Source organism: Pseudomonas sp. TH07, assembly GCF_016651285.1.
Classification (GTDB): domain Bacteria; phylum Pseudomonadota; class Gammaproteobacteria; order Pseudomonadales; family Pseudomonadaceae; genus Aquipseudomonas.
In genome coordinates this window covers 2,734,192-2,758,799 of the sequence record NZ_JAEKED010000001.1, presented here as the reverse complement: position 1 = coordinate 2,758,799, position 24,608 = coordinate 2,734,192, and the positions used below count along the sequence as shown (strand labels likewise).

General features: G+C 64.4%; 21 protein-coding genes. 8 read left to right on the top strand and 13 right to left on the bottom strand.

The features are described 5' to 3' along the window. Positions 1-3 precede the first annotated feature (3 nt). Genes JFU57_RS12855 through JFU57_RS12845 form a run of 3 tightly spaced genes read right to left on the bottom strand, consistent with a single transcriptional unit; the run spans position 4 to position 3,931 of the window. Entirely contained in the window at positions 4-204 is a 201-nt protein-coding gene (locus JFU57_RS12855) for a DUF1656 domain-containing protein (RefSeq protein WP_078469901.1), read from the bottom strand. After that, complete coding sequence (locus JFU57_RS12850; RefSeq protein WP_201129544.1) at positions 194-2,395, bottom strand: FUSC family protein; 2,202 nt, start codon at positions 2,393-2,395, stop codon at positions 194-196. Before JFU57_RS12850 ends, JFU57_RS12855 begins: the two co-directional genes overlap by 11 nt. A 24-nt stretch (positions 2,396-2,419) precedes the next feature. Beyond that, a complete protein-coding gene (locus JFU57_RS12845; RefSeq protein ID WP_201129542.1) occupies positions 2,420-3,931 on the bottom strand; it encodes an efflux transporter outer membrane subunit in 1,512 nt (503 codons plus the stop codon). Between the two features lie 264 nt (positions 3,932-4,195). Between JFU57_RS12845 and JFU57_RS12840 the strand changes: the two genes are divergently transcribed. Next, positions 4,196-5,164, top strand: a complete 969-nt coding sequence (locus tag JFU57_RS12840; RefSeq protein ID WP_020298381.1) for a LysR family transcriptional regulator — start codon at positions 4,196-4,198, stop codon at positions 5,162-5,164. A gap of 166 nt (positions 5,165-5,330) precedes the next feature. Beyond that, positions 5,331-6,305: a 2-hydroxyacid dehydrogenase gene (locus JFU57_RS12835; protein ID WP_201129540.1), complete on the top strand. Its 975-nt coding sequence runs from the start codon at positions 5,331-5,333 to the stop codon at positions 6,303-6,305. Positions 6,306-6,411: 106 nt separating this feature from the next. Here JFU57_RS12835 and JFU57_RS12830 read toward each other — a convergent pair whose 3' ends face one another. Next, on the bottom strand, positions 6,412-7,323 hold the full coding sequence (locus JFU57_RS12830; protein WP_201129538.1) for a DMT family transporter: 912 nt from the start codon (positions 7,321-7,323) through the stop codon (positions 6,412-6,414). Positions 7,324-7,543: 220 nt separating this feature from the next. On the opposite strand from JFU57_RS12830, the gene JFU57_RS12825 reads away from it, so the two are divergent. After that, positions 7,544-8,419, top strand: a complete 876-nt coding sequence (locus tag JFU57_RS12825; RefSeq protein ID WP_201129536.1) for an AraC family transcriptional regulator — start codon at positions 7,544-7,546, stop codon at positions 8,417-8,419. 36 nt (positions 8,420-8,455) lie between these two features. On the opposite strand, the gene JFU57_RS12820 is transcribed toward JFU57_RS12825, so the two are convergent. The 7 genes from JFU57_RS12820 to JFU57_RS12790 form a co-directional block, all read right to left on the bottom strand. Continuing rightward, positions 8,456-9,508: a YncE family protein gene (locus tag JFU57_RS12820; RefSeq protein ID WP_201129534.1), complete on the bottom strand. Its 1,053-nt coding sequence runs from the start codon at positions 9,506-9,508 to the stop codon at positions 8,456-8,458. Then, positions 9,508-11,943 carry a TonB-dependent siderophore receptor gene (locus JFU57_RS12815; protein WP_201129532.1) on the bottom strand — a complete coding sequence of 812 codons (2,436 nt, stop codon included), beginning with the start codon at positions 11,941-11,943 and terminating at the stop codon, positions 9,508-9,510. The genes JFU57_RS12820 and JFU57_RS12815 overlap by 1 nt, the downstream gene beginning before the upstream one ends. 167 nt (positions 11,944-12,110) lie before the next feature. Beyond that, on the bottom strand, positions 12,111-13,100 hold the full coding sequence (locus JFU57_RS12810) for a FecR domain-containing protein (RefSeq protein ID WP_201129530.1): 990 nt from the start codon (positions 13,098-13,100) through the stop codon (positions 12,111-12,113). Next, entirely contained in the window at positions 13,097-13,675 is a 579-nt protein-coding gene (locus tag JFU57_RS12805; protein ID WP_078469893.1) for an RNA polymerase sigma factor, read from the bottom strand. Before JFU57_RS12805 ends, JFU57_RS12810 begins: the two co-directional genes overlap by 4 nt. Before the next feature lie 12 nt (positions 13,676-13,687). Then, positions 13,688-14,014, bottom strand: a complete 327-nt coding sequence (locus tag JFU57_RS12800) for a DUF3325 domain-containing protein (RefSeq protein ID WP_078469892.1) — start codon at positions 14,012-14,014, stop codon at positions 13,688-13,690. Then, entirely contained in the window at positions 14,015-15,589 is a 1,575-nt protein-coding gene (locus JFU57_RS12795; protein WP_201129528.1) for a PepSY-associated TM helix domain-containing protein, read from the bottom strand. It lies immediately after the preceding gene. After that, entirely contained in the window at positions 15,586-15,891 is a 306-nt protein-coding gene (locus tag JFU57_RS12790) for a DUF3649 domain-containing protein (protein WP_078469890.1), read from the bottom strand. Before JFU57_RS12790 ends, JFU57_RS12795 begins: the two co-directional genes overlap by 4 nt. Positions 15,892-16,107: 216 nt before the next feature. Here JFU57_RS12790 and JFU57_RS12785 point away from each other — a divergent pair, with 216 nt between their 5' ends. The 3 genes from JFU57_RS12785 (at position 16,108) to fecA (ending at position 20,067) form a co-directional block, all read left to right on the top strand. Further along, positions 16,108-16,596 carry a sigma-70 family RNA polymerase sigma factor gene (locus JFU57_RS12785; RefSeq protein ID WP_201129526.1) on the top strand — a complete coding sequence of 163 codons (489 nt, stop codon included), beginning with the start codon at positions 16,108-16,110 and terminating at the stop codon, positions 16,594-16,596. A 22-nt stretch (positions 16,597-16,618) separates the two neighbouring features. Further along, a complete protein-coding gene (locus tag JFU57_RS12780; RefSeq protein ID WP_201129524.1) occupies positions 16,619-17,584 on the top strand; it encodes a FecR domain-containing protein in 966 nt (321 codons plus the stop codon). 125 nt (positions 17,585-17,709) lie between these two features. Continuing rightward, positions 17,710-20,067 carry a TonB-dependent Fe(3+) dicitrate receptor FecA gene (gene fecA / locus JFU57_RS12775; protein ID WP_201129522.1) on the top strand — a complete coding sequence of 786 codons (2,358 nt, stop codon included), beginning with the start codon at positions 17,710-17,712 and terminating at the stop codon, positions 20,065-20,067. Between the two features lie 84 nt (positions 20,068-20,151). On the opposite strand, the gene JFU57_RS12770 is transcribed toward fecA, so the two are convergent. Together JFU57_RS12770 and JFU57_RS12765 are read right to left on the bottom strand one after the other, a co-directional pair. Beyond that, positions 20,152-20,559, bottom strand: coding sequence for an HPF/RaiA family ribosome-associated protein (locus JFU57_RS12770; RefSeq protein WP_201129520.1), 408 nt, complete (start codon positions 20,557-20,559; stop codon positions 20,152-20,154). 212 nt (positions 20,560-20,771) lie between these two features. Next, complete coding sequence (locus JFU57_RS12765; RefSeq protein WP_201129518.1) at positions 20,772-21,719, bottom strand: LysR substrate-binding domain-containing protein; 948 nt, start codon at positions 21,717-21,719, stop codon at positions 20,772-20,774. A 135-nt stretch (positions 21,720-21,854) separates the two neighbouring features. On the opposite strand from JFU57_RS12765, the gene JFU57_RS12760 reads away from it, so the two are divergent. Further along, entirely contained in the window at positions 21,855-23,231 is a 1,377-nt protein-coding gene (locus tag JFU57_RS12760; RefSeq protein ID WP_201129516.1) for an L-serine ammonia-lyase, read from the top strand. A 63-nt stretch (positions 23,232-23,294) separates the two neighbouring features. Next, positions 23,295-24,608, top strand: a complete 1,314-nt coding sequence (locus tag JFU57_RS12755) for a serine/threonine transporter (protein ID WP_201129514.1) — start codon at positions 23,295-23,297, stop codon at positions 24,606-24,608.

The following is a 24,608-nucleotide window of genomic DNA, read 5'->3' as shown; positions in this document are numbered from 1 at the left end:
CTCTCAACGGTAAACAGTGAGCGCCATGGCGCCGAACAGACAGGTGAACAGGCTCAGGCGCAGCAGCGCCGGGTGCCAGAAAAAGCGGTACAGGTCGTAGCCGGCGATAAACCGGTCCAGGGCCCAGGCCAGGGCCGCGGCGACAAAAAACATCAGGGTCATGGTCGGCATGTAAACGCCGTGGAAGGCGATTTCACGAGGCATGTTCGGGTCCTTGGACAGCAACGGGGCGCGGCGTGGCATAGGCCGCCAGCGGCGACTGGGGGTCGAGCAATGAGCTGCGGATAAAGTGCAGGTAGCTTTTCACCCGGCGCAGGGCGGAGGTGTCGAAGTGCGGGGCAAAGGGCTCGTCGGTGGCCTGGACCCGGCTGATGGCGTGGTCGACCGCGATCAGGCCGCGCTCCAGGTTGCTCTGGCTCGGTTGCAGGAACAGTCGCACCAGCGAGCGGCCCATGACCCGGATCGCCTGGCGCCACGGCTGGGATTGGGCATAGGCCGGGTGCACCGGCAGGATCGCCTGCTCTTTGCGCAATTCGATGATCGCGTGGCCGACTTCCAGCACCACGAACATCCAGCGCAGTAGCTCGCGCTGCACCTGGGGCTGCCCTACCGCCAGGCCATAGGCCTGGTGCAGCAGGTCTCGGGTTCGGCTCTCGAAGCTGGAGGCCAGACCCTTGAGCTTGCCGCTGATGGCGTACACCACCTGGCCGCGCAGGTCTTGTTCGAGTCGGCGCCACAGCCAGCGGCTGTTGGGCGGCAGGATGATCGCTCCGGCCGCCGCGCACACCAGCATGCCCATGACCATGGCGATGTAGTCGTTGATAAAGCTGTAGGGGTTGTAGACCGTGAGGTTGTCCGGCACCGAGCCGGTGCTGAAGAAAATCAGCAGCCCCAGGCCGACCCCGGCGTATTGCGGACGCGAGGTGAGGAACGAGCCCAGCACGATCACCGGCGCCAGCATCACGCACAACAGCGGGAAGCCGTCGATCCAGGGGAACACGAAGAACATTTCGACAAAGCCGATGATCGCCCCGATAAAGGTCCCGCACGCCATCTGGAACGCCATGCGTTTGGGGTTCGGCGTGGCCGCCGACAGGCCGATGGTGGCGGCGGCGATCAGGGTCATGGTGGCGCCGCTGGGCCAGGCCGTGGCCACCCAGTAACTGCCCAGTACCACCAGCACGAAGGCCGCGCGGATCCCCGAGGCGGCCGAGGCCAGCCAGTTGGTCTGCGGGGTGAAGGGTTCGTCCCAGCGCTCGCGTTCGTGGCTGTGGTCGGCCAGCGAGGCGTGGGTCTGGGCGTAGCCGTGCAGGTCGTCGACAAAGCGGTACAGCAGTTCGTAGGCGGTGTGGAAATCCAACTGCTCGGCGTCACCGGGCTGCAGCTCCTGGAACTGCGCCCGCAGGCTGCGCACCCGAGCCGGCAGCTCGGCCTTGTAGGCCGCCAGGGCCGTGGCCAGGCGCGCCGCGTCGGGGCTGGTCAGGGCCCGGCCGGAGAAGCCGTCCAGCAGTTCGGCCAGGTCCTGCAACCCGGGTTTGATCGCGCCCACCACAGAGTCGGCACCGCTGCCACGCAGGCGCTCGAGCAATTGGTGCAAGGCGTTGAAGCGGGTGGTGATGCTCATGAACTCGCTGTTCAGGCGACTCAGGCGGCCGTTGCGCCGGCGCATGTGCGGGTCTTCAAACACCGTGACGCTGCGCAGGCCCTCCAGGCCCACCGCCTCGGCGATAAAGCGCACGTTGCCGCTCTCGAACGCCTCGCGCTGGCTGCGTCCCCGCAGGCCGTCGGTGACAAACAGGGCAAACACCCCGAAGCGCTGGTACAGGGCATTGCGCATCGCGGCGCTGGCGGTCTGCGGCAGGATCGCGGCACTGACCAGGGTCGAGCAGAGAATCCCCAGGGAGATCTCCAGCACCCGCCACACGGCCGCCATAAAGGCCCCGTCCGGATGGGCCAGGGCCGGCAGGCCGACCATGGCGGCGGTGTAGCCGGCCAGCACGAAACCGTAGGCGCGAAAGTTGCGATAACGCGCCGCGCCGGCCGAACAGATGCCGACCCAGATCGCCAGGCAGCCGAGGAACAGCTCGGTGTTCTGGGCGAACAGGGCAATCAGCGCGACCATCACCGCCGACCCGGTCAGGGTCCCCAAGAAGCGGTAGAAACTCTTGGCGAACACCTGGCCGCTCTGGGGCTGCATCACGATAAACACGGTGATCATCGCGGTGCGCGGCTGCGGCAGCTCCAGACGCATGGCCAGCCACAAGGTGAGGAACGCGGCGGTCAGCACCTTGAAGATGTAGACCCAGGTCACGCCGTCGCTGCGCGCCCAGTCAAAGAAACCCCGGCGCCATTCAAGGGAGTGCAGCCAGCGCAAAGGTGCAGGCAAGGGAGTCATTGGGTCCTTCTCAGTCGTCAGCGATCAGTGGTCAAAGACGGCCAGGGCCGCCGGGGTCTTGCTCGGTTGGATCTTGACGTCCGCTGGCACATCGCGCCCCGCCTCCAGGCCGCCGCCCAGGGCCGTCACCAGCTCGGCATGGGCCGTGAGCCGCGCCGCCTGCACCTGCTGCTGGATCTGTTGCTGCTGGAACAACAGGCTCTGGGCGTTCAGCACATTGAGGTAGTCGGTGAGGCCGCGCTGGTAGGCGATCATCGCGATGTCATAGGTTTTCTGCGCCGACGCCACCGACTCGGCGGCAAAGCCTTGCTGCTTGTCCATGGACTCGCGGCGGATCAACTGGTCGGAGATGCTTTTCAGCGCATTGACCAGGGTCTGGTTGTAGTGCGCGACGGCGATGTCGTAGCCGGCCGAGGCTTCACCCAGTTCGGCACGCAGGCGCCCGCCGTCGAAAATCGGCAGGCTGATGGCCGGGCCGACGTTGTAGGTGAGTTTCTTGCCGGTGAGGAACTCCAGCGCACCGCCGCCGGTGGCCATGTAGCCGAGGCTGCCCACCAGGTCGACGTTGGGGTAGAAGCCGGCGTGGGCCACATCGATGCCTCGGGCCTGGGCCGCCACTTGCCAGCGGCTGGCGACCACATCCGGGCGCTGGCCGAGCAACTGCGCGGGCAAGGCCGATGGCAGGCGCAGTGCGGCGCCCAGGGCCAGGGTTGGCCGTTGCAGTTGCGCGCCGGCCCCCGGGCCTTTGCCGGTCAGGGCCGCCAGTTGGTTGCGGGTCAGGGCGATTTCTTCATCCAGGGCGTCGATCTGGCGATGGGTTTCCGGCAGCGGGGTTTGGGCCTGGCTGACTTCGAAGTGAGTACCGATGCCCGCGTCCAGGCGCTTTTGCGCCAGCTCGAGAATCTGCTGTTGCTGCTTCAGGGTCGCCTGCACGATGTCGCGCCGGGCATAGTGCAGCGACAGCTGGATGTAGGCCCGCACCACATTGTTCGACAGTTCCAGCTGGGCCAGGCGCGCCTCGGCGGCGCTCATGTGGGCCAGGTCCACGGCGCGTTCGCTGGCGTTGCTTTCGCGCCCCCAGAGGTCCAGGGCATAGCTCAGGCCCAGGGCCGCGTTGTTGTCCCAGGTGGTGCTGTTGGCCAGGTCACCGGGACCGTAGAACTGATCAGTGGGCCAATTGTGGCGCTTGAGGCTGGCATCGCCCTTGATCTGCAGCGATTCGGCAGATTCGGCGACACCGGCCAGGGCCCGTGCCTGGCGCACCCGGGCGGCGGCCATGGCCATGCTCGGGCTGCCTTGCAGGGCGAGGTCGACCCATTGGTCCAGCTGCGGGTCGCCATAGGCCTGCCACCACTGGGCACTGGGCCAGTGGGCGTCCTGGGCGGCGCTCTGAATCGCCTCGTCGGTGGCCAGGGTATTGGCGGGAAGTAGCGTGCCTTGGGGCGCTATGCCTCCGGTTCCGATGCAGCCGCTGATTGCTAACGATAAAGCCCAAACACTGAGAGTCTTCAACTCTCTGCTGATGCGAGGCGGCACTGCTGCGAATTCCTGAGATCGGGGGGAGGGGCAACTCTCTGGCAGGGGACGTCTGGTGGGCGACACGATGCGTCTGGGACAACGCATTGCACGACAGGCTCCTGCAGATCGCGGCAATTCTAGGGGGCAGCCTCGATTGCGATAAGGTGGGTTTCCTGTGAATCTTTGTTACCGTAAACGCGATAATCCATTGGTCGTATCCCCAAGCCCCTGTAAACACTGAAACTTCGTGTCACAATTTGCCATCTCCCTTGAGAGCACCCCATGGACACTTTGCAAAACATGCGCGCCTTCAGCTGTGTCGCCGAGGCCGGCAGTTTCACCGCCGCCGCCGTGCAACTGGACACCACCACAGCCAATGTCTCGCGCGCGGTCTCCAACCTTGAGGCCCACCTGCAAACCCGCTTGCTTAACCGTACGACTCGACGCATCGCCCTGACCGAGGCCGGCAAACGCTACCTGCTGCGCTGCGAGCAGATCCTGGCCTACGTCGAAGAAGCCGAGGCCGAGGCCAGCGACGCCCATGCCCGCCCCGCCGGGCAATTGAAAGTGCACACCATGACCGGTATCGGCCAGCACTTCGTGATCGACGCCATCGCCCGCTATCGCAAGACCCACCCCGACGTGACCTTCGACCTGACCATGGCCAACCGCGTGCCGGACCTGCTGGACGAGGGCTACGACGTGTCCATCGTGCTCGCCAGCGAGCTGCCGGACTCGGGGTTTGTCTCCCAGCGCCTGGGGATCACCTACAGCATCGTCTGTGCCTCGCCGGCCTATGTAAAAGCCAACGGCTGCCCGAACAAGCCCATCGACCTGCTGAACCACGCCTGCCTGCGCCTGGTGAGCCCGGTCATCCCCCTGGAAAAGTGGACCTTCGACGGCCCGGAAGGCCAGGAAATGGTGACCATCAATGGCTCGCCGTTCCTGGTGAACTCCGCCGACGCGATGAAAACCGCGATCACCAGCGGCATGGGCGTCGGCGTGCTGCCGGTGTACGCCGCCATCGAAGGGCTGCGCAACGGCACCCTGGTGCGGGTCATGCCGCAGTACCGCTCCCAGGAGCTGAACCTGTACGCCATCTACCCTTCGCGCCAGTACCTGGACGCCAAGATCAAGACCTGGGTCGAGTACCTGCGCGGCTCCCTGCCGGAGATCCTCGCCGCGCACCAGGCCGAACTCGCCGCCTACGAACTCAGCGGCAGCCTGGCCGGTGCACGCCTGACCAACTGAGCCTGCTCAACCGCTGTAACCGCTGCCGCCAGGCTGCGCTGGCCATCAGCATCAGGGCAAACACCCCTGATGCCCCCAGGCGCTCCCAATGGCCAGCGGCTACAAAAAAGCTGTCGAGAATGTTAGCTTGCTTGGCATTCTCTCCCGCCTGTCGAGCTTTCCCGCGATGAAAAAGACCGTACTTGCCTTCAGCCGCATCACTCCCGAGATGATCGAACGCCTGCGCCAGGAGTTCGACGTGATCGTGCCCGACCCCAAGCAGGGTGATATCAGCGCGCAGTTCAACGAAGCCCTGCCCCAGGCCCACGGCCTGATCGGCGTCGGCCGCAAACTGGGCCGCGCCCAGCTGGAAAACGCCGCCAAACTGCAAGTGGTGTCCAGCGTCTCGGTGGGTTACGACAACTACGATCTGGGCTACTTCAACGAACGCGGGATCATGCTCACCAACACCCCGGACGTGCTCACTGAAAGCACCGCCGACCTGGCGTTCGCCCTGCTGATGAGCAGCGCACGCCGGGTGGCCGAGCTGGACGCCTGGACCAAGGCCGGCCAGTGGCAGGCCAGCGTTGGCGCTTCGCTGTTTGGCAGCGACGTGCACGGCAAGACCCTGGGCATCGTCGGCATGGGCAACATCGGTGCCGCCGTGGCGCGTCGCGGCCGCCTGGGCTTCAACATGCCGGTCCTGTACAGCGGCAACAGCCGCAAGCCCCAGCTGGAACAGGAACTCGGGGCGCAGTTCCGCAGCCTGGATCAACTGCTGGCCGAAGCCGATTTCGTGTGCCTGGTGGTGCCCCTCAGCGACAAGACCAAACACCTGATCAGCCAGCGTGAACTGGCGCTGATGAAGCCGAGCGCGATCCTGGTGAATATCTCCCGCGGCCCGGTGGTGGATGAGCCGGCGCTGATCGAGGCCCTGCAAAAAGGTCAGATTCGCGGTGCCGGGCTCGACGTCTACGAGAAGGAGCCGCTGGCCGAATCGCCGTTGTTCCAACTGAAAAACGCCGTAACCCTGCCCCACGTTGGCTCGGCGACCCACGAAACCCGTGAGGCCATGGCCAATCGCGCGGTGGATAACCTGCGCAGCGCCTTGCTCGGTGAGCGCCCGCAGGATCTGGTCAACCCGCAGACCTGGAAGGGCTGAGGGGCACGTCCAGGGGCGCCATGCCCCTGGAACCCGGCGGTTCTGCAAGCCCTGCCCCCATGATCAGCGACCTGGCCTGCGTCCGCGCAATGGCTACAGGTTGCGCTCAGGCAGCAGGGCGCAGATTCCCAGGGGTGACGGCCAAGGCCGGTTTCGGTTTGCGAAACACCAACACGTTGCCCAGCATCACCAGGACCAGCCCGGCCAGTGCCGGAGCGGTCCACTGATAGCCTTCGGCGTAGGCCGACACATTCAGCGCCACCACCGGAAACAGCACGGTGCAGTAGGCCGCGCGTTCCGGGCCCATGCGCCCGACCAGGGTCAGGTAGGCGGTAAAACCGATCACCGAGCCCGGGATCACCAGGTACAGCAGCGAGCCGATATAGCGCGTGTTCCATTCCATGGCGAACGGCACGCCCTGGACCAGGCAATACACTCCCAGCATCACCGCGCCGTAGGCCATGCCCCAGGCGTTGGTGGTCAGCGGCTTGAGCCCGGCCTTCTGTTGCAGGCTGGACAGCAGGTTGCCCGCAGAGAAACACAGGGTGCCGAGCAAGGCCAACCCAAGGCCCAGCAGGGTTTGCGGGCTGGCGCTGTGGCCCACCAGCTCCGGCCAGAACAACAGCCCCAGGCCCAACAGGCCGAGGCCGCCACCCAGCAGCACGTTACGCGCCACCCGTTGGCCGAAGAACACCCGGGCATTCAGCGCGTTCCACAGGGTTGCCGTGGAAAACACCACCGCCACCAGACCGCTGGGGATCCACTGGCTGGCGTGCAAGAAGCACATGAAGTTGATGCAGAACAGGCACAAGCCCTGGGCCAGGCAGATCAGGTGCCCGCGCCGGTTCATCACCTGCAGTTTGCGGCTGAGCAGCAGCAATACGAACAGGATCAGCGCCGCCAGGCCGAAGCGGTAGACGATCGAGACCGGAATCGCCACCACGCCCAGTTGCAGTTTCAAGGCGATCCAGGTGGTGCCCCAGATCAGGACGGTGAGCAAATACAAGGCAAGGTTCATGGCGCTACTCCTGAGTTCGGCTTGCAGTGTCAGGCCCCATGCACCGCGCACGCTTGCATAAACTTGCGCTTTTGTCGGATCGGCAGCTGGCAGCGCCCTGTCTACGGAGTAGGATGCAAAGCCTTGAAGGCCGCGCCATCGCCCTCCCCCCGGGCCGTGCGCAGCCAACGGCAGCGGCTACAGGATCGTGGCGCACTCATTTTTCAACGACGTACAGACCATGCCCGCACTGGAAACCCTGCAAGTCTTCCAAGCCCTCAACCGCTCGCCCAATGCTCGCCTCGAGCACAGCGCCGAGCTCGGTGACGGCCTGGCTGCAGCCTTGTGGAGCAACCACCACGACGCCCAGGACTACGAGGCCCCCAGCCACCACACCCTGTCGTGCTACATCGCCGGCGGCACCGGGACCTTTCGCCGCGAGCAACCGGGCACCACGGGCGGGCCGGACAAACTGTGCATCCTCCCCGCCGAACATCAATCAGCCTGGGTGATCAACGGCGAAATCCGCCTGGCGCACCTGTATTTCAGCCCCGAACAATTCGCCCTGGGCTGCGTCACCCTGCTCGACCGCGAACCCCGCGAGCTGCAACTGCGCGAAAGCACCTTCCTCGATGACCCGCTTCAGGCCCGGCGCTTTCGCCGCCTGATCCAGCTCAACTGGGACGAACCCGCCGAACGCCTGCTGACCAGCAGCGTGGCCCACGAAATGCTCAGCCACGCGCTGCTCAACCAGGTCGGCCTGCGCCAGGGACTGCGCTTGAAGGGCGGACTGGCCGCGCACCAGCGCCGGCATCTGGTGGAGTACATCGACAGCCAGTTGGGCGAACCCATCAGCCTCGGGCAGTTGGCCGGGTTGTGCGCGTTGTCGGAATACCATTTTGCGCGGATGTTCCGCGCAAGCTTCGGCCTGCCGCCGCACCAGTATGTGCTGGCCCGGCGCCTGGCCCAGGCCCGGCATTTGCTGCGCAGTACCTCCCTGGCCCTGGGCGAAATTGCCCTGGCCTGCGGCTTCTCCAGCGCCAGCCATTTCACCAACCGCTTTCGCCAGACCCTGGGCGGCACGCCCGGAGAGTATCGCCAGGCCCTCGCCCGCTGAGCCAACTGAGCCAACTGAGCCCGCCGCAGACCGGCCTCAGGGCGCCAGGGTCAGCACGCTGAAGGTATTGGCATGAAACAGCGGATCCGCCTTCACCGGTGACGTTTGATCCAGCGGCTGGGTAAAGTCCATCGCCGCCAGGTACACCCGTTTGCTGCCCGGATCGAACGCCATGTTGTAGGCCATCGGCGTGGTGCTGACGCTGCTGCGCAGGCGGTAGTGATCGGCGTCCAACTGGTCCACCAGGGTCAGGCTGGCGTCCACTCCGCTGGGGATCAGCAACAGGCGCTGCTGCGGGTCATACGCCAGCGCGTTGACGTCACGCCCAATTGGCAGGCTGGCCTTGAGCGCACCGCTGTCGCGGTCCACCACCAGCAACTGCGGCTGCTCACCGCGGCAGGCGATAAACAACCGGCCGCGCTCGGCGTCCTGGGCCAGGGCACTGGGCCGGCTGCATTGCGGGTAGCGCCAGGTGTCCAGCACCGCGAAGCTGCTGGTCGACAAGCGCGCCACCTGGCCTTCATCACGCATCGGCATGAAGAAGCTGCCATCGCCCTTGAGCAGCAACGGGTCGATCTTCTTCACCGCGAATTCATGGGCGGCGACGATGCGCTCCTGCCGGGGGTCGAACACGTACAGGGTCGAGCGGTCGGCGCGCCGGCCGCTGACGATGATCACCTGCCCGGTGCCGGGGTCGTACACCGCGCTGTTGAGGTTGCTGCGGGCCACCGCGATACGCTTCAGCGGCTTGAGGGTGGATAACTGCGCCACCCCCAGGCTGCCATCGGTGTTGAGCAGCAACAGGCGATCCAGCTCCGGCACCAGCACCACACCATTGGCGCCTGCAGACTGCTCAAGGGTCTTCACTGGCCGTTGCTGGTCCACATCGAACACGCTCAGGCCGTTTTCCCGCCGCGCCAGGTACAGGTACGGCCGGCTTGGGTCCAGGGCGATAAAACCCCAGCTGGAGCCGGACCCGGGCAGCGTGACCCGATGCTCCCGGTGATAACCCCGATCGTCGCTAGCGGGCGCCGCCCAGGCGCCCGCGTTGAGGACCAGGGCCAGGCTCAACAGGTTCCAGGCCTTCATCAGAACTCCAGGGTGCTGGACAGCGACACTTGACGCGAATCGCCCATGGACACAAAGAAGCGGCTCGCCGACGAGGTGTAGTAGGTCTTGTCGAACAGGTTCTTCACGTTGAGCTGGAACTTGACCTTCTGCCCTTCGACCTTGGTGTCGTAGGTGGCGAAGGCATCGGCCACGGTGTAGGCCGGCAGGTCGAAGCTGTTGGGCGCATCGCCGGCCCGTTCGCCGACATAGCGCGCACCGGCGCCGACCCGCAGGCGGTCGCCGCCGATCAGGCTGCCGAAGTCATACACCGCCGACAGCGAACCGGTGTTCTTGGCCACGTTCTGCAAACGCTTGCCTTCGTATTGGGTGTCCTTGGTCACTTCGGCGTCAGTGTAGGCGTAGCTGCCGATCAGGCTCCATTGCTCGGTGAGCTGGCCGGTCAGGTCCATTTCCAGGCCGCGGGACTTCACTTCGCCAGCAACGCTGGTCACGGTGTCGGTGGCGGTCGCGGTGGTCACCAGCACGTTGCGCTTGGTGATATCAAACAGCGCCGCGCTGGCGGTGATGCGCCCCGGCAGGTCGAGCTTGGCCCCCAGCTCCCAGGACTTGCCTTCCTCCGGCTCGATGCTGCCATCGAGCACCACATTGCCGCCGCCCAGAGGCGCGATGCTGGAGTTGGGCTTGAAGGATTCGGTGTAGCTGCCATAGAACGACAGCGCGTCGGTGTAGCGGTACACCAGGCCGGCGCGCGGCACCCACTTCTGACCGTTGGTGTCGGTGTTGGCGTGGAACGGACGGCCCCGACCCGCGTACTGGTCGTACTCCTGGAAGCGCGCACCGCCCACCAGAATCCACTGGTCGGTGAGGTGGATCGAGTCCTGGAAGAACAGCGAATCGGTGCGCAGCAGGTCGGTCTGGTCGCTGTCGGCGGCGCGCACGGCAGTACCCGCCACTTGCTGGCCATACACCGGGTTGAGGTAGTTGAAGGTCGACGCGGTGCCGCGAATCAGGTCGGCGCGGTAAATCTTGCGGTACTCATCGTCCAGGCCGAACACCAGGTCGTGCTGCATCCCGGCCAGCTCGGTCTTGCCTTGCAGGGTGGCGGTGGCATAACGGTCGGTGGTCAGGGCGCCCTGGGTGCCGTCCATGGTGCGGGTCAGGGTGCCGTTGCTATTGACGGCCGTCAGGCGCACCTGGCTGGCGTCGTAGGTTTCGCGGTTCCAGCTGTAGCCGAAATGCGCCTTCCAGTTGTCGTTGAGGTCATGGTCGACCTCAAATCGATACAGGTCCGAGCGCCCTTCCAGGTTGTTGAACGGCTCGTCCAGGCGGCGGGTCGCCGGAATGTCCAGTGGGTGGTTGGTCCTGGGGTCGATGGCGGTGCCACGGTCGAACGGGGTCAGGAACTCGCGGTGCTCGTAGGCCAGCAGCACTTTGGTGTCTTCGCCGTACCAGGCCAGGGACGGCGCCACCAGCGTCTCGCGGTGGGTGCCGAAGTTGCGCCAGTAGTCTTCATCCTCGTGGTCGACAATCATCCGATAGGCCAGCCCGGAGTCCCCCAGGGCGCCGGTGCTGTCGAGGCTGCCACCGCTGCCGTTCTTGCCCGAGCCATAGCTGGAGCCGCGTACGGTCACGGCGTTGTACTGCTCGAGCTGGGGCTTTTTGCTGACAATATTGACCACGCCGCCCGGGTCCTGAATGCCGTAGAGCAGGGACGCCGGGCCCTTGAGCACCTCGACCCGCTCGGCGGTGGCGTTCAGGGCGCGACCCTGCATCACCGGCATGCTGTCGCGCATGATCGAGCCGTTACGGTTGTCGCCAAACCCGCGGATCATCACCGCGTCCAGGGTGCCGCCCAGGGTGTTGCTCTGGGTGATGCCGCTGATATTGGTCAGGGCATCGTCCAGGTTGCGCGGCGCCTGGTCGCGCATGGCCTGGGCCGGCACCACGTTGATGATCTGCGGGATCTCCTGGTTCAGGGCCTGGGAGCGGGCGATCGAGGTGGTAGCCGGTGGCTGGTAGCTGGTGCTGTCGGCCGCGACCACGGAGGTGATGGTGGTCGCCCCCAGGTTCAGCGCACCGGCGGTAGGCTGCGGTTCCAGGGCCAGGGTGTGGGCGTCGGTGCGACGGAAGCTCAGCCCGGAGTTGCCCAGCAGGCGCTGCATGGCCTGCTCGGCGCTCAATGAACCGCTGACGGCCGGGGCCTGGATGCCATAGGGGGCCTCATCGGTGTACACCACGCTGATCCCGGTGACCCGGCTGAAATCGCTCAGGGCCTGGGGCAGCGGCTTGGCGGCGATGGCGAAATTGAACACTGCACTGTGTTGCGCGCTGCCGGCATCGGCCGCCAGGGCCACGCTCAACGGCAGCATGGCCAAGCCCGAAACCGCCAGCGCCGACGCGCCGAACCACCTTTTAACCGAACCGCTTGCCGCCATGTGTGCCCTGGACTTCATGCTCGAGACCTGTGTGTAGAACCGCTACGGATGCGAATGACTCGCACTTTCAAGCACTACACGAATGCCGCCCGGGTTTACCTCAGCAAAAAAATGAAAATATTTTCGAGCCGGTGCGTTTGGGCTACTGAACGCCCTTCATCTACCTGACACCCAACGACCCGGCATCAGCGCAGGATAATCACGCGGCCCAGCAGTTGATGCTGTTGAAAGCCAAGCACGCCTTGCAGGGAGTCGAGCACCGCCTGCGGGTCCTGGCTGGGGAAGTTGCCGCTGACTCGGCGGGCGCCCAGTTCATCGTTGAGCAGCAGGATCCGTCCCGGGTAATAGCGCCCCAGGTCCTTGACCACCTCGGCCAGGGGTTGCTTGTAGAAGTTCAGCCAACCCTGGCGCCAGGCCAGGTGCGCCTCACTGTCGACACCATGCAGCGCCTGGCTGACACCATCGGCATACGCCAACTGCTGGCCCGCGCCCAGCACCTCCTGGTTCGCGCCCGATTGCGGGGTCACGCCCACGCGTCCGGAGAGCACGGTCACCTGGGCTCCGGCCGGTTGCAGCCGCACTTCGAACTGGGTGCCCAGCACCTGCACCCGGCCGCTGTCGGCCTCGACCACAAACGGCTGACCGGTGTGGGTCACGCTGAAAAAACCGGCCCCCCGGCGCAGTTGCACATGGCGCTCGCCCTGGGTGAAGTCCACGGCAATCGCGCTGTCGGCATCCAGGGTCACCTGGGACTGATCGGCCAGGGTCACGGTGCGCACCTGCCCGGGGGCCGAGACATAGTCGGCACCAAAATCGTCGACCCAGCGCTGTGGCTGCCAGCCGCCCCCCATGCTGATCGTCAGCAGCAAACAGGCGGCCATCGCCAACCCGGCAGCCCAACGGCGCCGCGAACGGCCCTGGGCCCGATCCATCTCCCGCAAGTAACCCTGCAGGGCAAATTCATCTTCCCGAGCCAGGGTCCGCGCCGGCACTTCGCTGAGTTCCCACAGCACCTGGGCCTGGGCATAGGCTTCGATATGCGCCGGATCAGCCTGCAGCCATTGGCTGAATGTGGCCTGATCGCCACTGCTGGGCTGGTCATGCAACAGGCTGAGCCAGGCCAGGGCAGCCTGCTCCTGGGCCGGCGTCGGGGTGACGCGAGCAATACTGTTCACGGTGCTTTCCCTGGCGTTCGCGTGGTCGAGGGTTCCCGCAGGCTGGCCTTGCAGGCTTCGAGGGCGCGCATCATATGTTTTTCCACGGCGCTTTGGGACAAACCCATGGCCTTGGCGATTTGTGCGTACTTGCGGCCATGGATGCGGTTGAGCAAAAAGATCTGCCGCGTACGCTCCGGCAGGCTGCGCAGCGCCGCCTCGACATGGCGCAGATCATTGCCCGCCTCCAGCGCTGCTTGCGGCTCGGCGCTGTAGTGATCCTGCTGCTCCGGCAGCCAGCTTTCATTGACCCGGACCCGCGCCCCCTCGCTGCGCAAATGGTCGATAGCAATGTTGCCGGCGCACCGCAGCAGGTAGGTGCTGAGCTCTTCGACCTGCACCAGCGGCCGGCGCCAGAAGCGCAGGAACAAATCCTGCACCAGGTCGGCCGCCGTCGCCCGGCAACCTACGCGACGGCTGACCAAGGCCTCCATCTGCGGGCGCTGGGACAAAAATACCTGCAGAAAATGCGCACGACTGCCCGAGGCTTCCGGGCGGTCGGGGTCAGGGTGTTCCGGAGGGGGACTGATGATCATCGGACGGTCCGCTTAAAGCTGCGCAACAGCGGCGAGCGGGCTGGCCAGCAAGCCCAGGGCGGCCAGCCACAAGGCCAGGCGCGGGCGATAAGGCAACAGCAGCACCAGCAGCAAGGCACTGAGCATCAACACTGCGCACCACTGCACCAACCCCAGGCCCCAACCGGCAGCGGCCACCGCCGCCCACAACGACAGCCCCAGCAGCGACCAGCCGCCCAGCCTCAAACCCTGGCGGCGCCCTGCCGAGGCCTTGCGCCCCAGCAGGTCGCTGTGATGACGATCCATCGACAGGCACAAGGCGGCAAACCCGGCGTAGCACAGCAGCACGGCGAGCAACATTCAGTTCACCTCGTTCTTGAGCGTCAGCGGCCGTGGCCGTTCGGCTCGCGGCTGTGGGCTGGGCTTGGAGTGGGACGAGCGCTGCATTTTCCAGGCGGCCCAGGCCAGGAATACACCGCTGCCCAGGCAGGTCAGGTCGAACCCGGCGAGCATCCAGTCACTGCCGGCCAGGCCGGCGGGTGCGGTCAACAGGTCGAGCAGCGGCACCGCGGCAAACAGCAGCGCGGCCAGGCCCAATTGCTCGACCCAGGCCCGCCGCCCACGGCGCACGGCGGCATGCACCAGGCTCAAGCCCCAGACCATGAAGAAGCTATTGACCTCCCAGTCCGCCCGTTCGGCAAAACCTGCCGGCAACAGGCGATTGGCCCAGAAAAACGCCGCGACCGCCAACACCAGGCCCGACATGCTGGCGATATTCAGCACCTCCACCAACCGCAGCTCAAACGGCATGACTCCACTCTTGGCGTGCTTCAGCTGGCGCTTGCCGAGCCAGATCACCAGCCCGGTGCCGATCATCGCCGTACCGGCCAGACCGCAGATAAAGTACAGCCAGCGCAACACCGGCCCGGCAAACACCCCCATGTGCAGCCCATAGAAACCGCCGGCGATGGCCGTCGGCAACGACTGTTCGGGAGATACCCTGAGCAGTTCGCCGGTCACGCCGTTGAACGAGATCACGCTGCCAAAGTCGTGCACCACCCGATCGGCACTGTGGCGGAACACGTTCACCGACGCGTTTTCGTCCCCGGGATTGTTCACCGCGATCCGCCCAATGTGCCCGCCCGACCACTGCTGCCGCGCCTGCTCCACCATCGGCCCCATAGGCATCAGCACCCCCGGTTTGCCCGAGGCCGGCGCATTGTTGGTGCCTGGAAACGCCTCATTGAAAAACGCCCGGGTGTCACCGTTATAAGCCGTGAGAATGCTGGCCGGCATGACCATGGTCATAAAGATCACCAGGCTGCTGTAGGTGATCATCAGGTGAAACGGCAACACCAGGACACCCACCGCGTTATGCCCGTCGAGCCATGAGCGCTGGCCCTTGCGCGGGCGGAAGGTGAAGAAGTCCTTGAAGATTTTCTTGTGGGTGATGATCCCGCTGATCAAGGCGACGAACATCACCATCGCCGCGCTGGTCGCCAGCCAGCGACCCCAGGGGTGGGGCATTTGCAGCTGGAAGTGGAAGCGGTAGAAAAACTCGCCGCCTCGGGTATCCCGGGACTGGATTTCGCTGCCGGTGGCCGGATCGAGGAGTTTTTCCGTGAAGGCGCCGCGCTCGCCGGGCTTGACCGGGCCCTGCCACATCACCGACAGCGCCGGTTCACGGGCATCCGGCAGGTTGATGAACCAGCGCCCGGCGCCACCGGCATGTTGCTGCAGGTAGCCTTGGGCCAGGGCCAGGCTGCTGTCGGTGCTGACTGCCCGGGCCGGGACTTCCGGTTGCATCCAGTGGCTGATTTCCGCCTTGAAATACGACAGGGTCCCGGTGAAGAAAATCGCAAACAGCAGCCAGCCAAACACCAACCCGCTCCAGGTGTGCAGCCAGGCCATGGACTGACGAAAACCCTCTTTCATGGGCGCGCCATCCAGTAGGCCAGGCCGGCGATCAGCGCCAGCACCAGGCAGGCGCCCGCGACCCCGGCCCAGGCCCGCCAGGCGCTGCGACAGGCGAAACACCAGAGCACCGCCAGCAGGTAGAACACAAACGAGGCCGTCATCCCGCTGACCGTCGCATCGATCCGGGGCATGGGTAACAGCAAGGTCAGGCAGACACTGCCCAACGCCGCCAGCAGGTAACCGCCGAGCACCGCCGCCAGCACTCGCGAGGCCACGGCCAGGCGATAGGAAACGGGAGTCGCGCCAACTTTGCTTTTCATGTTCCGCCCTGGAAACGTTAAAAAACCTGCACCGCACAGCTCCGGGGCAAGCTTAAAGAGCGGCAATATTAATGATAAATATTCTCATACGCAAAAAGTGCCGATAAACCGATGCCTCGCCGTCGGTCCGCACTGATTGCCGAATGCCATATCTCGCCCCTACAATGCGAACAATTCTTGTTCTCTTAAGCATCTGTATGCTGCCGGAGCGTTCGCTTGGCCCACGCCTCAACCCTCGAAGTGCTCTATCACGCGCATCACAACTGGCTCAACGGCTGGTTGCGACGCCGCCTTGGCTGCCCCCACAACGCCGCCGACCTGGCACAAGACACCTTCATGCGGGTGCTGACGGCCCGTGAAACGCCGCAGATCAACGAACCCCGGGCGTTCCTCACTACTATCGCCAAGCGCGTGCTGTGCAACCACTACCGGCGCCAGGACCTGGAACGCGCCTACTACGAAACCCTGGCGCAGATGCCGGAGCTGGTGGCGCCCTCCGAGGAAGACCGGGCAATCATCCTGCAAACCCTGGTTGAACTCGACGAGTTGCTCGACGGCTTGCCACGTCCGGTCAAGCGCGCCTTTCTGCTGGCCCAGGTCGACGGCCTGAGCTACGGCGAAATTGCCCAGGCGCTGGGCATTTCCATCGCCACAGTCAAACGTCACTTGAACAAGGCCGCCCTGCGCTGCTATTTCGCCCTGTGAATCACTCAATGCCCTCCCCCTTATGAACAACCCTTTCAATGGTGCGCCGGGCTTCTCGACCCAGGTCGCCGAGCAGGCCGTGCACTGGCTGATCGAAATCCAGAGCGGTGCCCTCAGTCCGCGCCAGCAGCAGGCCTGGCAGCAATGGCACGATGCCCACAGCGAACATCAGCGGGCTTGGGAGCATATTCAGCGGGTCAACCAGCGGCTGCGGGGCATGGGTTCGCCCCTGGCCCATGCCGCGCTCAATGCGCCAAAGTCCTCCAGCCGGCGTCAGGCTCTGAAGCTGCTACTGATTCTTGGAGCCGGTTCTGCCGCGGCCTGGGGCCTGCGCGAGCACAACCCGCTGCCGCCGCTGCTAGCCGACTACCGCAGCCCGCTGGGCCAGCGGCGCAAGCTGACCCTGGACGATGGCAGCCTGCTGCAACTCAATACCAACAGCGCGGTGGACCTGCACTTCGACGGCCAGCAGCGGCTGATCCGCCTGCTCGAAGGCGAAATCATGCTCAGCAGCGCCGACGACAACCGCCCGCTGCGGGTGCAGACCGCCGAAGGCCTGGTGCAGGCCGAGGGCGCGCGCCTGAACCTGCGCCAGTTCAAACAGCGCAGCCAGTTGGCGGTGTTCAGCGGTCGGGTCAGCCTGAGCCCGACCGCCTTCAACGGCGCCCCCCTGCTGGTGCCGCCAGCGCGGCAACTGAGCTTCAGAGCCCAGGCCTGGGACACCCCGACGGCGCTGGACGCCAACAGCGGGGCCTGGAGCGAAGGGATGCTGGTGGCGGCCCATATGCGCCTGGCGGATTTTCTCGATGAACTGGGCCGTTATCGACGGGGCCAGCTCAACTGCGATCCCAGGGTCGCCGACCTGCTGCTCTCGGGCAGTTATCCACTGGACGACAGCGAACGGATTCTCGAGCTGCTGGAAATCAGCCTGCCGGTCAAAGTGCGCCGCTTCACCCGCTATTGGGTCACGGTCCAGGCCCGCGCTTGAGGCCGCGGCGACACATCGATGGTTAACGACGGATATTTTTTTGCTGGCGGCTGAGCCGTTTTGCACAGCTCGAGTGACAGACAAGGAAAGCCACCTTGATTCCCCCCTTCTCTGGACAGTCAGCCATGCCCCAGCACACCCCTCGCCTTACCCCACTAGCCCGCACGCTACGCAACTGGATGCTGGGCGCCAGCCTGAGTTTCGGCGCCCTGCCCATGGCCCATGCAGACGCCGCCCAGGCCAAGGCTTATCACATTGCCCCCGCGTCCCTGGAAAGTGCGCTCAACCAGTTCGGCCGTGAAGCCGGGGTGCTGATTTCCTTTGGCTCGCAGGTCACCAACGGCGTGCAGAGCCCCGGCCTGGACGGCCACTACAGCACCGAACAAGGCTTGAAGCTGCTGCTCGAAGGCACCGGCCTGCAAGCCCGGGCCGAAGGCAACAACGCCTACAGCCTGCAACCGCTGAGCAACGACAACACCCCGGCGCCCCTGGAGTTGGGGGCGTCGAGCGTGGTCGGGGACTGGCTGGGCGATGCGGCGCAGAGCAACGTGTTCGAGCATCCCGGCGCTCGGGACGTGATCCGCCGTGAAGAATTCGAACGTCAGGGCGCGACCCAGGCCCGGGATGTGCTCAACCGCATTCCCGGGGTCAACGCACCGGAAAACAACGGCACCGGCAGCCACGACATGGCGCTGAACTTCGGTATCCGTGGGCTCAATCCGCGCCTGGCATCGCGCTCGACGGTGTTGATGGATGGGATCCCGGTACCGTTCGCACCCTATGGCCAGCCGCAGCTGTCGTTCGCTCCCATCAGCATGGGCAACATGGACGCCGTGGACGTGGTGCGTGGTGGCGGCGCGGTGCGCTACGGGCCGCAGAACGTCGGCGGGATCGTCAACTTCGTGACCCGGGCGATTCCCGATGAACCGACGCTCAAGGGCGGGGTGCAGACCGAGACCAGTCCGTCGTCCAGCCATGACGGCTTCAAGACCACCGGCAACCTGCTGGCCGGCGGCACCGCCGACAATGGCCTGGGCGGCGCGCTGCTGTACTCCGGCACCCGCGGCGGCGACTGGCGCGAACACAGCGACACGCAGATCGACGACCTGATTCTCAAGGGCAAGTATCAACTCGACGAGGCCAACAGCTTCAACGCCATGGCTCAGTACTACGAGGGCCAGGCCGATATGCCAGGCGGCTTGAGCACTGCGGCGTACAAGGCTGATCCGTATCAGTCGACCCGGCCGTTCGACAAATTCTGGGGCCGCCGCACGATGTTCAATGTCGGCTACCGCTACCAGGAAGATCGCCGAGAATTCACCGTCAACAGCTTCTTCACCAAGACCCTGCGCAGCGGTTATCTGGATCAGCGCACCGTTATTTCACTGTCGCCACGCGAGTACTGGGTGCGCGGACTGGAAAGCCGTTTCGCCCAAGGTTTCGACCTCGGCCCCACCAGCCACGAACTGGGCCTGGGCTACCGCTACATCAACGAAGCGGGCCACGAACAGCGCTTCATCACACCGATTGCCGCCCAGCAGTTGCCCACCACGGCTGATGCCAGGGACCGCAACACCCGGGGCAGCACCGAAGCCCATGCGATTTTCCTCGACGATCGCATCGATATCGGCAAATGGACCATCACCCCTGGCATTCGCTACGAGATGATCGAGTCGGAGCAGACCGACAAGCGCCTCAATGCCCAGTACAAGGGCGACTACAACACCGCGTTGCCGGCATTGAACGTGCTCTATCACCTCAACGACAGCTGGAACCTGTACGCCAACACCGAAGGTTCATTCGGCAGCGTGCAATACAGCCAGATGCGCAACCGCGTCGACAAAGGCGCGATCAAGCCGGAGAAAGCCCGAACCTGGGAATTGGGCACCCGCTATGAGAACGGCGGCCTGCGCGCCGAAGTCGGGGCGTTCCTGATCAATTTCGACAACCAATATGAAAGCAACCAGACCAACGACACCGTGATCGCCCGCGGTGAAACCCGCCATCAGGGGATCGAGAGCAGCATCAACTATGCCCTCGACGGCCTGAGCCCGGCCCTGACCGGCTTCGACCTGCACGCGACCTATGCCTATGTCGACGCCACCATCCGCGAGGACGGGCCGAACAAGGGCAATCGCGTACCGTTTTCATCCCGGCATAAAGGCACCCTGGGCCTGGGCTACACCCAAGGTGCATGGAAGCTCAACCTCGACAGCAGCTACCAGAGCAGCCAATTCGCCGACAACGCCAATACCTCGGCGGAAAACGCGATGGGCAACGTCGGCAATATCCCGGGCTACATGCTGTTCAGCAGTCGCGCAGCCTACGATTTCGGTCCGCAGCTGTCTGACCTGAACGTGGCGGTGGGGGTGAAAAACATCCTCAACCACCAGTACTTCACCCGCTCCTTCGACGACAACAACATGGGCAAATACGTCGGCGAACCACGCACCCTGTACGTGCAGACTTCGGTCGCCTTCTGATCGCCGACAACCTTTGCCATTCGTGCCCACAAAACAAAACGGGCCTGCAAATGCAGGCCCGTTGGTGGGGGACTTTCTCAGGCGTCAGCTATTGAGTGCAGCCTGTTCGTTTTCCAGAAATTCTTCTTCAAGCAGTGCGTCGGCCTCGCCGCTATCGGCTGTAGGCGTGGCGGCAGCGCGTTTGCTGCGCAACTTGCCGAACATGTGCTCCAGGGCGCTTTCGAGCTTGATGGCAGCTCCGTCGATCGCCTGCTCCAGTGTGTCGGCCTTGTGCGTTACAGAAATCGGTTGATGGCCTTTTGGCCGCGCCTCCAGTTGGCAGCGCAAATCGTGGGGACCGGGCTTGTCGCCGTTCTCGTCCCGCAGGTGAACCACAACCCGGGTCAAATCTTCTTCGTAGCGTTCCAGGGTGCTCTCAACAGTATTTTTTACCCACTCCTCCAGACGGATGCTGCTTTGAATATGGTTATCGCTATGGACTTGGATTTGCATAGTTCTTCCCTTATTTCAGCTAGCTCGCGAGAGACCCGGTAACACCTTGCGGTGTCGTTTTCGTGGCCTCTTGTTTACTAGAGTTGGGCAGAGCGGCGAACAATTCAACCCCCAAAAAAAGATAAATATTCATTCGCAAATAAACCCGGACAAGCAGCAAAAGCGCTGTTAATGTCGGGAGTTGGGTCGCCCTCGTACTCTGTCATCTTTGCTCATAATTGCCCCTCGCCCAGCGGGTGCATGCCGCGAAAAATCTCCGCTTCCTCCACCAGCCAGTCATGCACCGCACGCACGCCTGGGTGGCTCAGCGCACCCGGTGCATACATCAATACATAACGTTTGTGGTTGGGCACGGCGAGGCCGAACGGCACGATCAAGGTGCCACGCTCCAGCTCATCGTTGAGCAAGGTTCGCCGGGCGATGGCCACGCCCATCCCGGCAATGGCCGCCTCGATCGTCAGGTGATTGCGGTTGAAGGTGTGCCCGCGCCGCACGTCCGCGCCTTCGAAACCGATGGCATTCAGATAGAACTCCCACTCCGCATACTCATAGCTGCCACGCCAGGCGGTGATGTCGTGCAGCAACGGAAAGTGCACCAGGTCCGCCGGCCCATGCAGCGGCGGACGCCCACGCAGCAGGCTCGGCGCACAGACCGGAAAGATCTGCTCGTCCAGCAGGGCTGTGGATAACAACCCCGGGTAACTGCCGTCGTTGAGGTCGATGGCCAGGTCAAAGTCGCCCTCGTGCAGGGCCACGCTGCTGTCTTCCGCCACCAGCCGCAACTGGATATCCGGAAAACGCTGCTGCAAGCGCGGCAGGCGCGGTGTCAGCCATTTTCCGAGAAAAGACGGGATCGAACGCAAGCGCAGGATTCCGCTGATCATCCCCGCATCCAACCGCCGCAGTTCGGCGTCGATGCTGCCGTAGGCCTCGTTCACCGTGACCGCCAGGCGCTGGCCTTCGGCGCTCAACTCCACACCACGGGCACGGCGATGAAACAGGCGAAAACCCAGGCGGTCCTCCAACTGCCGGATCTGCTGGCTGACCGCCCCGGGGGTGATATGCAACTCCTCCGCGCAGCGGGTGAACGACAAGTGCCGCGCGGCACAGGAAAACACATGCAGCCAGACGTAAGTCTGGGCATGAAACTGACGGCTCATCGTTTAGTCCTGCTAAAGGCTGTCTTAGGAAGTTTCGTTGGTCAGTGCTGACCGAGGCAGGCAGTATCGCCGACATTGCGCTCGGCCTACAAAAAATGGCAGCGATTCCTCCTCCATTGCTTGTAAGGCTTTAGCATGGCTATCAGTGTTTTCGATCTCTTCAAAGTCGGCATCGGCCCTTCCAGCTCCCACACTGTGGGCCCGATGCGCGCCGCCGCGACCTTCGCCCAATCGCTGTTCGACCAGGGCCTGCACGCCCAGGTGCAACGGGTCGAAATCCGCCTGTACGGCTCGCTTTCCGCCACCGGCGTCGGACATGCCACTGACCGTGCCAGCGTCATGGGGCTGATGGGCGAATGGCCCGACAGCATCGACCCAAGCAGCATCGGCCCACGCATCCAGCACCTGCGCGAATCAGGCGAACTCAGCCTGGGTGGCCGATCCACCATCGCCTTCGACTGGCACCGCGACTTGCTGCTGCTCGACGAAAGCCTGCCCTACCACCCGAATGCCATGGCCCTGACCGCCTTTGATGCCAACGGCCCGCTGTGGGAGCAGACCTACTACTCGGTCGGTGGCGGATTTATCGTCGAAGCCGCCGAAGTCGCCGCCGGCGCCGCCGCGGGCCACAGCGTCGAACTGCCTTACGACTTCAACAGCGCCGCCCAGTTGCTGGCGCTGTGCAAGCAGAACGGCCTGAGCGTTGGCGAGCTGATGATGGCCAACGAACGGGCCTGGCGCAGTGAGGCCGAGATCCGCAGCGGCCTGCTGCATATCTGGTCGGTGATGCGCGAGTGTGTCGAGCAGGGCCTGCGCCACGAAGGCACCCTGCCCGGCGGCCTAGACGTGCCACGGCGCGCGGCCAAATTGCACCGCAGCCTGCTGGAAATCGGCAAGCCGAATGTCATCAGCTCAACCTTGTCGGCCATGGAGTGGGTCAACCTGTTCGCCCTCGCTGTGAACGAGGAAAACGCCGCCGGCGGGCGCATGGTCACCGCCCCGACCAACGGCGCTGCAGGGATCATTCCGGCGGTGCTGCATTACTACATGAAGTTCAACGCCGACGCCTGCGAGGACGACGTCATCAACTTTTTCCTCGGCGCGGCAGCGGTGGGCATCCTCTGCAAGAAAAACGCCTCGATCTCCGGCGCCGAAGTCGGCTGCCAGGGTGAGGTTGGCTCCGCCTGCGCCATGGCCGCCGCCGGCCTGGCACAAATCCTCGGCGCGACCCCGGAGCAGCTGGAAAACGCCGCCGAAATCGGCCTGGAGCACAACCTCGGCCTGACCTGCGACCCGGTCGGCGGCCTGGTGCAGGTGCCCTGCATCGAGCGCAACGCAATCGCCGCGGTCAAGGCGATCAACGCCACGCAAATGGCCCTGCGCGGGGATGGCAAACACTTCATTTCCCTGGACCGGGTGATCCGCACCATGCGCGATACCGGCGCCGATATGCATGACAAATACAAAGAAACTTCACGGGGCGGCCTGGCCGTGAGTTGGGTCGAATGCTGAGGAGCATGGCCTGACTGTCCGCCCCACGTGAGCCCGAGCAAAAATAATAACGAGGCGATACCGATGACCGATGCACGAACACCTGCTGCCGAAAATCCCGCTGCACCACCCGTTTCCACGGCGACCACCCGCGACACCACCACCCGCAAGGGCTGGAGCAAGCACGACACCACCTGGATGCTCGGCCTGTACGGCACCGCCATCGGTGCCGGCACCCTGTTTTTGCCGATCAACGCCGGCGTCGGCGGCTTCTGGCCGCTGATCGTGCTGGCATTGCTGGCGTTTCCGATGACCTTCTTTGCCCACCGCGGGCTGACCCGTTTCGTGCTCTCGGGGCGCTCCGGTGACATCACTGAAGTGGTGGAGGAACACTTCGGAGTAGGCGCGGGCAAGCTGATCACCCTGCTGTATTTCTTCGCCATCTTCCCGATTCTGTTGATGTACAGCGTGGCGCTGACCAACACCCTCACCAACTTCCTGGAACACCAGCTGCACATTGCCCCGCCGCCCCGGGCGGTTTTGTCCCTGGCACTGATCCTCGGTCTGATGGCCATCGTGCGATGCGGCCAGGGCGTGATCGTCAAAGCCATGAGCGTGCTGGTCTATCCCTTCGTCGCCGCCTTGCTGCTGCTGGCGCTGAGCCTGATCCCGAACTGGAACGGCGCCTTCCTCGCCTCGGCCAGCGAAAGCATGCCGCTGTCGCTGTTCTTCAAGACCCTGTGGTTGGCGATCCCGGTGATGGTGTTTTCCTTCAACCACTCGCCGATCATTTCCGCGTTCGCGGTCGATCAGAAGCGTCAGTACGGTGCCCAGGCCGAACCCAGAAGCAGCGCGATCCTGGCCATGTCCCACGCGATGATGGTGCTGACGGTGATGTTCTTCTGCTTCAGCTGCGTATTGGCCCTGTCACCGGCCGACCTGGTGGCGGCCAAGGCGCAGAACATCTCGATCCTGTCGTACCTGGCCAATCACTTCCAGACCCCGGTCATCGCCTACGCCGCGCCCCTGATCGCCCTGGTGGCAATCACCAAGTCCTTCCTCGGCCACTACCTGGGTGCCAGCGAAGGCTTCCAGGGCCTGGTCGTGAAAAGCCTGCGCAGCCGTGGCCGGGTGATTTCCGCGAGCTGGCTGGAGCGCCTGACTGCGCTGTTCATGATCGTCACCTGCTGGGCTGTGGCCACCCTCAACCCGAGCATCCTGCGCCTGATCGAAACCATGGGCGGCCCAGTGATCGCCTGCCTGTTGTTCCTGATGCCGATGTACGCCATCCGGCGCGTGCCTTCACTGCGCCAGTATTCAGGCCGGCTGTCGAATGTGTTCGTGGTGCTGATTGGCCTGATCGCACTGTCAGCGATCATTTATTCGGTCGTGCCCTGA

Bases quoted from the DNA above. Each gene is read 5' to 3' on its own strand.
- JFU57_RS12780 (WP_201129524.1), top strand. From the start codon at position 16,619: ATGAACAACCCTTTCAATGGTGCGCCGGGCTTCTCGACCCAGGTCGCC.
- JFU57_RS12800 (WP_078469892.1), bottom strand. From the start codon at position 14,014: ATGTTGCTCGCCGTGCTGCTGTGCTACGCCGGGTTTGCCGCCTTGTGC.
- JFU57_RS12760 (WP_201129516.1), top strand. From the start codon at position 21,855: ATGGCTATCAGTGTTTTCGATCTCTTCAAAGTCGGCATCGGCCCTTCC.
- JFU57_RS12825 (WP_201129536.1), top strand. From the start codon at position 7,544: ATGCCCGCACTGGAAACCCTGCAAGTCTTCCAAGCCCTCAACCGCTCG.
- JFU57_RS12815 (WP_201129532.1), bottom strand. From the start codon at position 11,943: ATGAAGTCCAGGGCACACATGGCGGCAAGCGGTTCGGTTAAAAGGTGG.
- JFU57_RS12840 (WP_020298381.1), top strand. From the start codon at position 4,196: ATGGACACTTTGCAAAACATGCGCGCCTTCAGCTGTGTCGCCGAGGCC.
- JFU57_RS12830 (WP_201129538.1), bottom strand. From the start codon at position 7,323: ATGAACCTTGCCTTGTATTTGCTCACCGTCCTGATCTGGGGCACCACC.
- JFU57_RS12855 (WP_078469901.1), bottom strand. From the start codon at position 204: ATGCCTCGTGAAATCGCCTTCCACGGCGTTTACATGCCGACCATGACC.
- JFU57_RS12835 (WP_201129540.1), top strand. From the start codon at position 5,331: ATGAAAAAGACCGTACTTGCCTTCAGCCGCATCACTCCCGAGATGATC.
- JFU57_RS12790 (WP_078469890.1), bottom strand. From the start codon at position 15,891: ATGAAAAGCAAAGTTGGCGCGACTCCCGTTTCCTATCGCCTGGCCGTG.
- JFU57_RS12795 (WP_201129528.1), bottom strand. From the start codon at position 15,589: ATGAAAGAGGGTTTTCGTCAGTCCATGGCCTGGCTGCACACCTGGAGC.
- fecA (WP_201129522.1), top strand. From the start codon at position 17,710: ATGCCCCAGCACACCCCTCGCCTTACCCCACTAGCCCGCACGCTACGC.
- JFU57_RS12765 (WP_201129518.1), bottom strand. From the start codon at position 21,719: ATGAGCCGTCAGTTTCATGCCCAGACTTACGTCTGGCTGCATGTGTTT.
- JFU57_RS12770 (WP_201129520.1), bottom strand. From the start codon at position 20,559: ATGCAAATCCAAGTCCATAGCGATAACCATATTCAAAGCAGCATCCGT.
- JFU57_RS12805 (WP_078469893.1), bottom strand. From the start codon at position 13,675: ATGATCATCAGTCCCCCTCCGGAACACCCTGACCCCGACCGCCCGGAA.
- JFU57_RS12850 (WP_201129544.1), bottom strand. From the start codon at position 2,395: ATGACTCCCTTGCCTGCACCTTTGCGCTGGCTGCACTCCCTTGAATGG.
- JFU57_RS12755 (WP_201129514.1), top strand. From the start codon at position 23,295: ATGACCGATGCACGAACACCTGCTGCCGAAAATCCCGCTGCACCACCC.
- JFU57_RS12820 (WP_201129534.1), bottom strand. From the start codon at position 9,508: ATGAAGGCCTGGAACCTGTTGAGCCTGGCCCTGGTCCTCAACGCGGGC.